Annotated in this window: 9 protein-coding genes; 3 read left to right on the top strand and 6 right to left on the bottom strand. The window is 61.8% G+C overall.

The window, feature by feature from the left end; genetic code table 11:
• Window positions 1–91: 91 nt before the first annotated feature.
• A complete protein-coding gene (locus C7453_RS09290) occupies window positions 92–409 on the top strand; it encodes a hypothetical protein (protein WP_245948944.1) in 318 nt (105 codons plus the stop codon).
• A 137-nt stretch (window positions 410–546) separates the two neighbouring features.
• Window positions 547–1,242, top strand: a complete 696-nt coding sequence (locus C7453_RS09285) for an NUDIX domain-containing protein (RefSeq protein WP_114727263.1) — start codon at window positions 547–549, stop codon at window positions 1,240–1,242.
• 137 nt (window positions 1,243–1,379) lie between these two features.
• On the opposite strand, the gene C7453_RS09280 is transcribed toward C7453_RS09285, so the two are convergent.
• From C7453_RS09280 to C7453_RS09255, 6 genes are all read right to left on the bottom strand, one after another.
• Window positions 1,380–3,029: a glycoside hydrolase family 44 protein gene (locus C7453_RS09280; protein WP_114727262.1), complete on the bottom strand. Its 1,650-nt coding sequence runs from the start codon at window positions 3,027–3,029 to the stop codon at window positions 1,380–1,382.
• A 6-nt stretch (window positions 3,030–3,035) separates the two neighbouring features.
• Window positions 3,036–4,946 carry a tetratricopeptide repeat-containing sulfotransferase family protein gene (locus tag C7453_RS09275; protein ID WP_170143174.1) on the bottom strand — a complete coding sequence of 637 codons (1,911 nt, stop codon included), beginning with the start codon at window positions 4,944–4,946 and terminating at the stop codon, window positions 3,036–3,038.
• Window positions 4,947–5,150: 204 nt separating this feature from the next.
• A complete protein-coding gene (locus C7453_RS09270; RefSeq protein WP_114727260.1) occupies window positions 5,151–6,038 on the bottom strand; it encodes a transporter in 888 nt (295 codons plus the stop codon).
• A 196-nt stretch (window positions 6,039–6,234) separates the two neighbouring features.
• Window positions 6,235–8,421, bottom strand: coding sequence for a PQQ-dependent dehydrogenase, methanol/ethanol family (locus C7453_RS09265; protein ID WP_211311038.1), 2,187 nt, complete (start codon window positions 8,419–8,421; stop codon window positions 6,235–6,237).
• A gap of 56 nt (window positions 8,422–8,477) precedes the next feature.
• On the bottom strand, window positions 8,478–9,959 hold the full coding sequence (gene aldA / locus C7453_RS09260) for an aldehyde dehydrogenase (RefSeq protein WP_114727259.1): 1,482 nt from the start codon (window positions 9,957–9,959) through the stop codon (window positions 8,478–8,480).
• Window positions 9,960–10,104: 145 nt separating this feature from the next.
• The gene (locus tag C7453_RS09255; RefSeq protein WP_114727258.1) at window positions 10,105–11,106 is read right to left on the bottom strand and encodes a GAF domain-containing protein; all 1,002 of its coding nucleotides are present in this window, start codon (window positions 11,104–11,106) and stop codon (window positions 10,105–10,107) included.
• A 331-nt stretch (window positions 11,107–11,437) separates the two neighbouring features.
• Here C7453_RS09255 and C7453_RS09250 point away from each other — a divergent pair, with 331 nt between their 5' ends.
• Window positions 11,438–12,448 carry an MYG1 family protein gene (locus tag C7453_RS09250; RefSeq protein ID WP_114727257.1) on the top strand — a complete coding sequence of 337 codons (1,011 nt, stop codon included), beginning with the start codon at window positions 11,438–11,440 and terminating at the stop codon, window positions 12,446–12,448.
• Window positions 12,449–12,634: the final 186 nt, after the last annotated feature.

The raw sequence follows: 12,634 nt of genomic DNA, 5'->3' as shown, positions 1-12,634 counted from the left end.
CCTTGAAACTGGTGTCGGCCACCTGAAAAAGGCGGTTCGTGCGGACGCAAAAAAAACAAGAATGCAGGTCTTCACAATGGTTGATGCAGGCATGACCCGTTCCGAGGAACGGTTCATTCGCTGGGTTTTCGGAACCTATTCGGGCAGCAATCCCTCGCTTTCGGCGGGTATTGTCCTGCCGACATGGAAAAGCGGGCCATTGGCTGGCCAGCCGCGCATTCCGGCCTCGATCCGCGATCTGGTCGCGCGCGGCCTGTTGCGGGTTGCGGCTGATGAGGGGCCACCGCGTGCCTATTTCACGTCGACAGGTCTCGGCGCGGTGCGGCGCATGTTTATCAGGCCCCGGTTCGATACGCAGCTTTATGTCCATCTGTGGCGTGAAGTGGAACATCGCGGGGAGTACGAATAGCTTGGGTCCGGCCTCTGGAGTTATCCACAGAAATGGGGACAATCCTGTGGGCGATGTCGGGGAAGATGGTCGGACGGATTGGATTGCGGCAGGCTGGCGCATGTAACGTTGCGACCCGTTATAAAGGAGGCAGCCGCATGGTGCCGGTCGATCAGATTCCGATTGCGTTCTCGGCCGGGGTGCCGGAGGACCGGCAGGGCGACGTGCTGGCGGCGGCGCATTTCCGCCGCTGGCTGGAACAGGCGGCCGCGCGCTTCGACCTGCGCCGGGTGGTGGTACGGGATGTGGTCTTTTTCGGGGTGCGGGTGGGATTCATCCTGGTCGATGCCGATGCGTGGCATGAGGGGCGGAAGGTACCTGGTGCCGCGTTGTTGCGTGGGGATGCGGTCTCGGTCCTGGTGGTGCTGCATTGCCCGGGTCACGCAGCGCGTACCATCCTGACCTGCGAGCCGCGCCTGCCGGCGGCCTGTCCTGACCTGCTGGCGCTGCCGGCCGGGATGGTGGATGGCGGAAATCTGGTCAGCACCGCCTTGCGTGAGCTGGCCGAGGAAGTCGGCCCCGACCTGGTCGTGCCCGCCGAGCGGTTGATGGAACTGACGACGGTATGGCCGTCGCCCGGCGGGTGTGACGAGGCGATTACCCTTTATGCCGTGGATCTGGATATCGACGAGGCGACGATGCGGGCGCTGGATGGGCGGCGGACCGGAAACGCGGCCGAGCATGAACCGATCCGGCTGCATGTGATCGAACTGGACGATATTCCGCGCATCGGGCGTACGGACGCGAAGACGCTGCTGTCCTACCACCTCTATCGGGCCGGGAAATCCGCTTAGAGTAGAGCCGGTTTGAATGTGTACGTTTGAATTGGAAGAAAATTCTTGTAAAACAACAAATTAAAGAATTTTTGACTGGCCGGCTTGCGGTGGGAATGCTCCGGCGCCGGCAGAGAATGTTACGTCAGGACAACAGGTCATTGTTTGTGTGAGCTTCTCTTTCCGGTGGGATGCAGGAGAAACAGGGTGACGGTCTGGCGGGGCAGGGAGGCGTGCAACCTGGCGTTCGTGTAGCGGGAGTCCGCCAGGTGGACGATCCTGTTATCCGCCAATTGCCAGGTTTCCACCTTGCCGTTGTCGGGCAGATGGGCCAGCGACAGTGTGACGTCGGCCATGGTGTCGAGCTGCTTGTTGATGACCATCACCGTTGCTGCGCCGTCTCTGGCGCGCAGGGCGGCGAAGGCGGAAACCTGATCGGCATCGGGCACTGTGGCCTGGATGCTCGTCTCTCCGAATCCGTCACCCCGGTCGTTGTAATTGCGATAGAGCTTCATCGCCTTGTAGACGGGCGTACCTGGTGCCGGGGCGGTCCAGCGCATGGCGATATCGAGCTTTTCCCGACCGAAGATGCCCAGCAGATCGGCTTCGGCCGTGGCGCCGTTCATCAGCTTCTCTCCGCCCCAGCTATACTCTGTCAGAGCAATGGGGGTGCCTGGATAATAATACTGGTCCACCCATTGCCGCATGAGCGGAATCAGGGCGACCACGCTGTTGATCCAGCTTGTGTCCTTGTAGTGCGGGTCCCAGAGGTCGCGGGTTGAACGATTGCGGGCAAGTGCGACAGTGGGGGAATCGGAATCCGAAAATTCGCCGCTTTGCGGGTAGAAATGCAGGCTGAAAACGTCGATCGGATGGCCGGCGGCTTTCCATTGCGCCAGCAGCCATGGAACATAATCCAGACCATGTGTCTGATTTTCCCGATCGGGTGTATGTGCCAGACCGTGCTTCGTGCCGTATTGCTGGTCGAACCCGCTATATTGATAGCCCGTCCAGCCCCATTCCTCGGGCCCTACGACCAGCCCATGAGGATCGGCGCTTTTGATCGCTTTGGAATAAAGAATGCCTTTGTCCGCGACCTCCTCTGCGTGGGCGCCGACGGGATGGACGTCGTAATGGATGCTGTGCCAGAGGCTCGGTTCGCTATCGAGAAGATAGTAACGTATGTCATGGGCGCTGAAACGGCGCGCCAGACGCCGCACGCGGGCCTGTTCGTTGGCGGGGCTGTCCGGCGTCTGGGCATCATTCGGATCGCCGTTGAGGATGGGCGTGCCGTCGGGGGCCCGGCCATTTCCCGCGTCGGGAAACCATTGGGCGTCGTGTGCCTGCTGCGGCCCATATTTCGCGATGGAAAAGCTGGCGAGGCGCGTACGGTTCGGACCGAGTTTCGCAGTCCAGCCGATCATCGGAATCGTCACCATGGGTATGGCGCCGCCTTTTCTGGCCGCGGCGACGAAGCGTGGCCCGAACTGGAGGGTGGGCTCATCCGGCGGACATGGCACGCTCTCGTAAAACCAGTCGGCGCCGGAATTTCGGGCGTCGAGACGCCAGTTGTACGTAGTGGAATTGTTGCCGCCGGCGCGGGTTACCGGTGCGCGAAGATCGTGCAGGACGGCGGAGGAACCGAAATCGACCCCGTAGATCAACGGGCTGATCGGATGGCGCTCCGCCGCAGCGTCGACGGTGATCTCCACGGCAGGCGGCGTATCGGCGCAGGCCTGCGCACTCTGATAGGTGCACGCAACCGCCAGGGCAATGGCTGCCTTCCGTGCTCTTTTATCGACCATCATCGTGCCTCAACCGCGACCGGTGTTTGCAATACCGGTTCCAAGTCCTTCGAGCAGGGGCCGCAACGTTTCGGCGTCGGGGCGCCAGCGCCCCACGGCCGTGCGATAGAGCGGCTGGCGGACCTGGGCGACGCTTGATGTTCTGACCACACGCCGGGTTTCATGAAAGCGCAGGCAGGCATCATGCCATGGCAGGTCGCAATAGGCGATGATGCGTCGCGCATTGGCTTCGAAATCCTCGATGATGTTTTCGTAGTGGACGTCCAGGATCGCATCCTGCGGCAGGACCCGCCGCCAATGGGCCATCTGCTCCTGATATTGGCGATGATAACGGCCGAGTTCGCCCAGATCGAACGTAAAATCGAGATTGTCGAAGGGGATCGAGAAGCAGGACATGCAGGTGTCCACCGGATCGCGACAGGTATGGATGATCTGCGCATTCGGCCATAATTGCTTAATGATTCCAATATGAAAGAAATTATCCAGCATCTTGTTCGAGATGCGTGCCGGCGGATGGTCGCCCGCCCAGTCGATTGCTGCCAGCTTGTCCAGTCGCTGGAGATACTCTTCGGCGATGGCGTGTCGATCCTGCGCACTCAGGCAGGCCAGCGGGGTGCCGACCTGCCACGCCGGAAACCGTCTGGCCGCGTCCTTCAGCGTATCGGTCAGCGTGCTGATTTCGCCTGCGCCGTAGATGTCCGGATGGCTCGCCAGGATCTGCTCGACCAGTGTCGAACCCGATCGGGGCATGCCGACGATGAAGATCGGGCGTGACGAGGGATGGCCGGTTCCGGCGGTGGCCGCCAGGGCCTCGGCGGTAAAATGCTCACGCACGGCCTTTGCCGCCCTGGCGACCGGTTTTTCGTCATAGGGCATGAGGCGGCGGCGGATCGCGTTGGCTTTCAGCAAATGGTCGAACGATTCCTGATTCCGGCCGAGGTCGGCAAGTGCTTTGCCCAGTGCGAAATGAAGATTCATCCGGCCGCGGTCGTCAAGCGCCTCTTCGCGCTCGACCAGGGCGTGCATGGCGGCCAGTGCGGGATCGTCGGGCGCCAGTTTCGTCAGGCGGGCGAGGGCCAGATAATGGCTCGGTTCCTCCGGAGCCAGGGCGATGGCCTGACGTCGGTGGGCGATCGCCGCGTCGATGTGCCCCTGTTCCTGAAGGAGTTGGGCCAGGGCGGCGTGGATCGGCGCGTCGTCCGGCCGCAGGGCGTGGGCCTGTTCCAGATGATGAATGGCCTCGGCGTGGCGCCCGGCTTTGCGCAGCAGCGTTCCCGTGGCGGCGTGGATGGCGTGCAGGCTCGGGTCCTGTTCCAGAACGGATCGATAGCAGGCAATCGCCTCGTCGAGACGATCAAGCTCGACCAGGGCCTGAACCAGATTGCGCGCCGCGTCGGGGCAGGCCGGCGTGTGGGCCAAAGCGGTGCGAAACTGCTCGGCGGCCTCTTCATGTCGGCCGGCTGCCCGTAATGCATCGCCGAGGCCGGTAAGGGCGGCCATGTTCTGTGGATCGGCGGCCAGGGCCGCGCGGTGACGGGCGATGGTCTCCATGCGGGCTTCGATCGCCAGGACCGCACGGTATTGTTCGATATTATCCGTGGCATGGCCGCGTGTCGCCAGGGCCTGCTGCAGGCGCGCCAGTGCGCTGGGAAGTGAAGGGTGCAGGTCGATTGCCTTGCGGAAGCTGCTGATTGCTTCTTCTGTTCTTCCGGATTCATGGAGCGCCAGGCCGAGCGTGTTGAAGGCTTCTGCATTGTCGGTCATCAATGCCGTGGCGCGTCGCAGGAAGGGAACCGCCCGTTCGAACTGTTTCCGCCATGTGTGGATCGTGCCCATGAGCAGCAGAGCTTCGGGATGATCCGGTACCTGAGTAAGGCAGGTGGTGGCGTACTGGATGGCATTTTCGACCGCCTCTGCCATTGCTGCTTCTGGTGCCGGTATGCCTATTCCGATGGAAACGGCAGCAAGGGGGGGCGCGTTTGGCCGCAGGCGGCCAAACGCGCCATTCTCCGGGCCAGGCTGGATATGGCGGATATTCTCGTCGACTTCCTGCATCTTGCCAGGATAGTTGTTTAGGCTGGCATTCCTGTCAATCGGAGCAGGCGTTCCGTCCACGCCCGCCGGCTACCACAGATAGACGAATTTTACGTAATAGGCGTTGGTTTCAGGGACGTTTCGTCCTTCGACGGAATGCGCATAGCGGAGTGTCAGTGAACTCTTCTTGCTTAGGTTGAACATGATGCCTGTTCCGAGCGCCACCTCGCGCATGCTCGAATTCTGCACATACTGGTTGAACGTGTTGTCGTAGAGTCCTCCTGTATTCTGCCAGTCGAAGGCGAAGAAGGGTTCCATCACCGCCGAGGCTTTCCATCCGAAGCGCAGGTTGCTGAAGAAGGATTGGCCGGTCGTGTAGCTGTGCTGCTGGCGCAGATGTGTGGATGTCGCGGCGACCGTCGCGCCGAGGTCGCCGTCGAAGCTGAAATGTTCCCATTCATAGTCGAACAGGAAACTCGTGATGTTCGTCCAGTTATGGGATGCCAGCGCGTCGCGGGTCGCGCTTGGTGACTCCATGAAGGTCTGGAAGCCGAATGTGCTGTGGGCGTTCGGCTTGAACCAGGCCGCGAAGCCCGGAATTGTGGTACCGAGGCCGCCATAACTCTGCCCGTTGGCAAGAACGTAGCTCGATGCCTGGATCAGTTCGAAGGCGAATCCGACATTCGGGATGGCTTCGAAGCTGCGGAAATGGACATATTTCGTCAGGCCGGTCCAGGTGTGGCTCCCGCCGGCCGGAACGAGCGCGCCGGAACCGTCATAGCTGTGGCCGGCGGCGTTTCCATCGCCGTACTGGACGAGGACATTGAATGGATCGAAATTGACTGGAAGGTCGTATTCGTGCGGTCCGATGACGGCGAAGGTGATATCGGATGCGTGCGCGGAACGGACAGATCCCAGTGCGAGCAGGCAAATGGCTCCGGCGGAAACGTTTTTTTTAAGATGGCGTATCGTAAGCATGATGAGAGCCCCCGAACGGCGTCGAAACGCCGGGTAGCGGTATTACGGCCCGGCGGGCGCGGGACGGCACGGGCCGCCCTTGAGGCGCCGGCCTTTCGGGCCGGCACCATGCACTGCGGACGTGTCGAATGAGGTGGCGTATCGCCCCGGGCCCGATCGTGGAGCATCGCTCCCCGCGTTCTGTGGCCCTGGCGGGTCAGTTCGTGGCGGGGGGACTGGTCTCGGGCGTTTCTGCCTTCAGATCGTAGGCGCGCTTGATCAGGTAATCGTGGATCAGGCTGATCTGATCGTCGGTCAGCACGCCGTCATAGGAGGGCATGCCCAGTTGCTGGAATGCGCCCTTCACGATGGAGGCGAACATCTGGTGCTGCCCGGACGAGAGCCTGCGCAGGTCGGGCACCACGCCGCCGGATACGGCATTGATGCCGTGGCATTGCGAGCAATGACCGTTGAATTCGGCCTTGCCCTGGGTGATCTGCTCGGCGCTTGCTGTCTGGGCCGGCGGTTCGGGCGTGGGCAAGGGGGCGAAATGGGCCTCGGCCAGCTTTGCGTCGCCGCCCAGCCTGTACGTCAATACCTGTGCCCACGGGCGTACGCCGGCATCAAGTGATGCCGCGCCCGCAAAAGTGGGGAATGCGCCGCCCCAGCCCACCATGAAGGTGACGTATTGCGCTCCATTGGCCTCGAAGGTCACTGGCGCGGCGATGACGCCCGACTGGGCCGGCGATTCCCAGAGTTTGTCGCCGTTCGTCGCGCGATAGGCTACGACGCGTCCGTCTGCCGTGCCTTCGAAGACGAGATTGCCGGCGGTCGAGAGTGTGCCGCCGTTATAAATGGTCTTGTAAGGGACTTCCCAGACTTTCTTCTGTTTGACCGGGTCCCAGGCAAGTAACGCGCCGGTCCAGCTTTTTGCCCATTTTTCCATGTCGGCCGGGTCGTCCTTCATGTCGGCCGCCGCGACGCCAAGCTGGTAGAAATGCTTCTTGTTGGAGATGTACTGGTAATCGGGTGTGTTCTCGTACGTCACCGCGAAGACATGTTTGGGGATATAGACCAGCCCCGTCTGCGGGTTATAGGACATGGGCTGCCAGTCGTGGCCGCCCCAGAAGCCCGGGCGAACCAGCACCTTGCCTTTTTTCAACCAGTAGCTGGCCTCGCCGGTGAAGACGGGGCGGCCGGTCTTGAGGTCGATCTTCGACGCCCAGTTGACCGGTGCGTATTTCTCGGCGGAAATCAGCTTTCCGGTGGCGCGATCCAGCACGTAGAAAAAGCCGTTTTTCGGTGCCTGCATGATGACCTTGCGATCGACGCCATCTATGGGCAGATCGGCGAGGATCATATGTTGAGTCGCCGTCATGTCCCACGCGTCGCCCGGTGTCGTCTGGTAATGCCAGACATATTTCCCGGTATCGGGGTTGATGGCGACGATCGAGGACAGGAAGAGATTGTCGCCCTTGGCCTGGGACCGTAGCGCGTAATTCCACATCGAGGCGTTGCCGGTGCCGATATAGAGCAGGTTCAGTTCGGGATCATAGGCCATCGAATCCCAAGCCGTGCCGCCACCGCCCTGCTTGAACCAGGCGTCGCCGGTCCAGGTCTTGACCGCCATCTGGAGTTCCGGCGTTTCCTGCGGCCTGGTCGGGTCACCGGGTACGGTATAGAACCGCCACGCCTGCTGCCCTGTTTCCGCGTCATAGGCGGTGATATAGCCGCGCACGCCGAATTCCGCCCCGCCATTGCCGATGATGACCTTGCCGTGGACGATGCGTGGCGCGCCACTGATGGCGTAGGACCGGGAGTGGTCGGCGATCGTGTCGGCCTGCCACACGGATTGCCCGGTCCTGGCGTCGATCGCGATCAGCCGGCCGTCATTCGTGCCGACATAGACACGGCCTTTCCAGACGGCTACGCCGCGATTGACGGCGTCGCAGCAGAATTCGCCCGCGCGGGTCATGTCCTCATGCGGATCAAATTTCCACAGAAGTTTGCCCGTCGCGCCGTCCAGGGCATAGACGAGGGCAAAGGAGCCCGTGGTGTACATCACCCCGTCGACGATGATCGGCGTTGCCTCGACGCCCCGGTTGTAGTCCAGCTTGTATTGCCAGGCGAGACCGAGATTCTTGACGTTGCCGTCGTTGATCTCCTTCAGGGGACTGAAGCGCTGCTCGTCATAGGTGCGCCCGGTGGACATCCAGTTGCCGGCTTCCTTGTCGGCATTGACGATCCGCGCGCCATCGACGTCGGCAGGGATTGCGGCGGCATGGAGCAGGCTAGCCGATCCGCACAGCATGGCCAGTGAGGCGACGCAGGTGAAGGCGACACGCGGCCAGCCGCGAGGTGCGGCGTGCCGGCATGCGGCAGTCCGTGAAACGATGATGGTCATGTCTGAATCCGTTTTATTCTTGTTCTGATGGATTTTTTTTGAGGTTGTTTTTTGTCTTATGGTGTTCCCTGGATGTACACGACATGTGTTTCCATGAACTCGTACAGACCGTGCTTGCCGTCCGCGCCGCCGATGCCCGATTTTCTGCGGCCGGCGTGGAAACCCTGCATCGCTTCGAAATTTTCGCGATTGACGTAGGTTTCGCCGAATTTCAGTTCGCGGCATGCCTTTAGAACCGCGTTGATATTGCTGGAGTAGATCGAGGAGGTCAGTCCGTATTCGGAGTCGTTCGACAGGGCGATGGCCTCATCAAGGCCAGAGACGGCCATGACGGGAAGGACAGGGCCGAAGGTTTCGCGCCGCATGACCTCCATGTCCGGCGTCACGTTTGCCAGCAATGTGGGCTGGTAATGGAAGCCCGGCTTCGTGTCGCAGACCTGTCCGCCTACAATGATTTCCGCCCCTGCCTGCCGCGCGTTTTCCACGATACCGGAGATGCGCGTGACGGCTGCATGATTGATCAGCGGCCCCATGTCGAGCCCGGATTCCCGCGATGGATCGCCATAACGCGTGTTGGCGAAGAGATCTTTCAGGCGTGCGAGAAAGGGTTCATACACCGTCTGATCGACATAGACGCGTTCGGCGCAGTTGCAGACCTGTCCTGTATTGATGATACGGGATGCATGGATCGCGCGTGCCGCCAGATCAAGGTCGGCGTCGGCCAGCACGATGGCGGGGGCCTTGCCGCCAAGTTCCAGGTTGACGCGTGTCAGGTTGCGCGCCGCCGTTTCCATGATTTTTACACCGGTCCCGACACTGCCCGTAAACGTCACCATATTGACGCCGGTATGGGCCGTCAGGCTGTGCCCGCAGACGACCCCTGTTCCGCTGACCAGATTGAAGACGCCTGGCGGCAGATCGGTTTCGGCAACCAGGGCCGCGAATTCATGAGCGTTGATCGGTGTTTCCTCGCTCGGCTTGATCACGATGGTATTGCCGGTCAACAGGGCCGGCCCGACTTTTCGCGCGATCATGAAGAACGGGAAATTCCAGGGCAGGATACCGGCTACCGTGCCAAGAGGCTTGTGCATCAGCAGGATCGTTTCCGCCACGCGGTCGCTTGTCAGCACTTCGCCTTCCAGGCGGCGTGCCCATTCGGCCATGTAGTCGAAATAGTCGGCTGCGAAAGCGACCTCGGTTTCGGCAAGGTTGCGGATCTTGCCCTGTTCTTCGACGATGATTGCGGCCAGATGATCTCGGCGTCTGCGAATGCCGGCTGAAATCTGGCGCAGATAGCCGGCCCGCTGGATTGCCGGCAGTTTCTCCCATGATGGCTGTGCCGCAATGGCGGCGGAAACGGCTTCGTCTACCGTTGCGGCGTCGCTATTGGGGACATAGCCCAGAAGATCACCATTTGCAGGATTATGGACTTCCAGCGTGTCCGTCGCATGGTCTCGGAATGTGCCTCCGATATAATTCTGGTAGTGCCGGGGGGAGAGGGAGGTGACGTCGTTCGACGTTCGTTGATTGTTGGGCATCCTGGGTTCCTCCAGCCGCGCTCCTTCGCGTCGTGCTGCCGCTTAGCATTTGCCGGATTTTGGGAGGATGTCAGGATGGAGAAAGTGCTTCTTCGACCGAAGTGGCTCAGCCGCGAGCCACTTTATCGGCCGGGGATGCATTATGTCAGCCGGGTGGGAGTTTGTCGGCGTCGGTGTCGCTGCTCAGGTTTCCGCCATTGAGGCCATGGAATTTCAGCTTTCTGTTGATCGTCGCGCGGCTCAGGCCAAGCGTGCGTCCGGCTGCACTGACATTGCCGCCCGAACGCACGAGTGCCCGGCGGATGGCGGCGCGCTCGGCTGATGGCAGTCCGTCTTCCTTATCTTCCAGCAGGTCGCTGGCGCAGATCCCGGCTTGCAGGTGTGCGTCCGAGAGTTTCAGCATGGCCCGTGCGCCCCGGGTGGCGGCGCGGACAACATCGTCGGAATCGACTGCCAGAAGTGCGTTGCCCGAACGGCCCGACATGCCGAGCGAGATGATTCGACATGTGGGAAACATGGCATGGAAATGCTCGGATTCGACCTGTCGCGCCGCGAAGCCGACCAGGGACGCCACGATCCGCCTGATCTCTCGCGCCATGTCGGGACCGTATAAGGAGACGTTGAAGGCGCCTCCGATGCGCCCCTGGTGGTCGAATATCGGTGCGACAACGCAGGTCATCACCGCGTCGCGGGAAAAGAAATGCTCATCGCTATTGATGATCAGAGGGGTTTCCTCGACCAGGCAGGTGCCGATTCCGTTTGTGCCTTCGACGGCCTCGCTCCAGTCGACGCCTCGGGCCAGGCCCCATTGCGCCACATGTGCCGTGTCTCCGTCCCTTGCCCGCATGGCCAGGATGACACCGTCGGGGGCGGCGTATCCTACCCACATGCAGTAAGGCGCCAGGGTGGTCGACAGATGCGACAGGGGTTGCATGACATGGGACAGCAGGGGGCCGGACCGTTCCTCAGACAGGCGCAGTTCACTTTCCGTCAGGATGGAGCGCCTGGATTGCATGTTGGGGTCAAGGCCGTGGCGGGCGATGCAGCGCCGCCAGGATGCGACGACACCTGAGCGCGCCGCGTTGTCGGCCGCGATCGAGGCCTGGATCTTTGATGCATGCTTCGCTGGAGAGGCCGATGACATCATGTTCTGTCTCGATAGATCGTTCGTTATTTTACAAGGTGGGGACAGCCGTGCGGCGTGCCGTGACAATCGCGGGTGCGGCCCGGATGATACCGCAGACGCGCCAAGGAGCCCGATTGCGGGTATTCACCACAGGATTTCAATAACGGTAAAGAATACTGGCGGTTGTATCACGCTCCAGTGATGGAAAATCATACTGGTTCCGTTATTCCGCCAATCGCATTTGCGCGAGAAGGGATATCTGCGACGCGCCGAAGGCATGTTGTGTCGCGTTGTCGGGTACGGCATGAGGGGGCCTGAAATACTCCCCCGAACGTCGGCAGGTCCTTGGAATATGACGGAACACACTCCCATCGGTCTCGGTCATGAGACGACGCCTGTCCGGGCGCTGACGCATTCTGGCAATTTTCATGCCGATGAGACGCTGGGTTACGTCATTCTCCATTATGCGCTTGCGCCGCAGGGGGATCTGCGGGCGCGGATTCTGGGTGATGGTCCGGAGGACCGGCTGACCTTCACGCGCTCGCGCGTGCCGGGGCAGATCCAGGCCTCGGATATCGTGTTTGACGTCGGTGGTGTGTACGATCCGGCGGCGGGGCGGTACGACCATCACATGAAGAACAAGCCGCTGCGCGAGGACGGTACGCCCTACAGCGCGGCGGGGCTGCTGTGGAAGGATTACGGCCTCGCCGCGATCCGTAACATGCTGGCCGAGCCTGTGGAGGACGCCATGGCGGCCGCCATCTGGCAGGCCGTCGACAAGGCGCTGATCCTGCCGGTCGATCTGGACGATAACGGCGTGGCGAAAATGGGACGGCTGTCGCTGGCGGAGATCGTTTCGACCTGCGGTGCGGCCTGGGATACCGCCGAACTGTATGGCGCCGAGGAAGCTGGAAAGCGCGAAATGACTGGCTTCGCCGATGCAGCCGGGATCGTGGCGCGGTATCTGGTCGGGGTTGTCGATCGTGCGCGGGCCAGCCTGAAGGCTGTGGAGCGTGTGTTACGTGCCTATGAGCAGGCCGAAGACAAGCGCATTCTGGTGCTGGAAACCGGCATGCCGGCCGAGAAGGTGATTTTCGAGCGCGATCTGCCGGTGGTCTATGTCGTCTCGCCGGCCGGTGGCGGCCAGTGGAATGTGAAGGCGGTGCCGCCCGCACGGGGCGAGTTCGGCCAGCGTGTCTCGTTGCCGGAAGCGTGGGGCGGGCTGGAAGGCCAGGCGCTGGCCGATGTCTCGGGGATCGGGGATGCGGCCTTCGCGCATCCGGCGCGGTTCATCTGCGGTGCGCGCAGCCGGGCGGGCGCGGTGGCCATGGCCCGTCGGGCGCTGGAGATCGGCGCGCCCTGATTTCGCCATTCCCCGTCGATCCGTCTGCCGTGGCCTTTGTCGGGAGAACGTGACGCGAATTTCGTGCTGTGCGACGCGCATGGGCGGCGGACGGTGCTGAAAGTCATGAATGCGGACGAGACGGCTGAGGATGCCGCGTTCGTCTCGGACATCATGGAGCGCCTTGCCGGACACATGGCGGAAATC

Source organism: Gluconacetobacter liquefaciens (genome assembly GCF_003350405.1).
Classification (GTDB): domain Bacteria; phylum Pseudomonadota; class Alphaproteobacteria; order Acetobacterales; family Acetobacteraceae; genus Gluconacetobacter; species Gluconacetobacter liquefaciens.
This window is presented reverse-complemented; position numbering and strand designations above follow the sequence as displayed.

Excerpts from the sequence above, each read along its gene's own strand:
- C7453_RS09290 (WP_245948944.1), top strand. The coding sequence starts at position 92 with ATGACCCGTTCCGAGGAACGGTTCATTCGCTGGGTTTTCGGAACCTAT.
- C7453_RS09280 (WP_114727262.1), bottom strand. The coding sequence starts at position 3,029 with ATGATGGTCGATAAAAGAGCACGGAAGGCAGCCATTGCCCTGGCGGTT.
- C7453_RS09275 (WP_170143174.1), bottom strand. The coding sequence starts at position 4,946 with ATGGCAGAGGCGGTCGAAAATGCCATCCAGTACGCCACCACCTGCCTT.
- C7453_RS09285 (WP_114727263.1), top strand. The coding sequence starts at position 547 with ATGGTGCCGGTCGATCAGATTCCGATTGCGTTCTCGGCCGGGGTGCCG.
- C7453_RS09270 (WP_114727260.1), bottom strand. The coding sequence starts at position 6,038 with ATGCTTACGATACGCCATCTTAAAAAAAACGTTTCCGCCGGAGCCATT.
- C7453_RS09255 (WP_114727258.1), bottom strand. The coding sequence starts at position 11,106 with ATGATGTCATCGGCCTCTCCAGCGAAGCATGCATCAAAGATCCAGGCC.
- aldA (WP_114727259.1), bottom strand. The coding sequence starts at position 9,959 with ATGCCCAACAATCAACGAACGTCGAACGACGTCACCTCCCTCTCCCCC.
- C7453_RS09250 (WP_114727257.1), top strand. The coding sequence starts at position 11,438 with ATGACGGAACACACTCCCATCGGTCTCGGTCATGAGACGACGCCTGTC.
- C7453_RS09265 (WP_211311038.1), bottom strand. The coding sequence starts at position 8,421 with ATGACCATCATCGTTTCACGGACTGCCGCATGCCGGCACGCCGCACCT.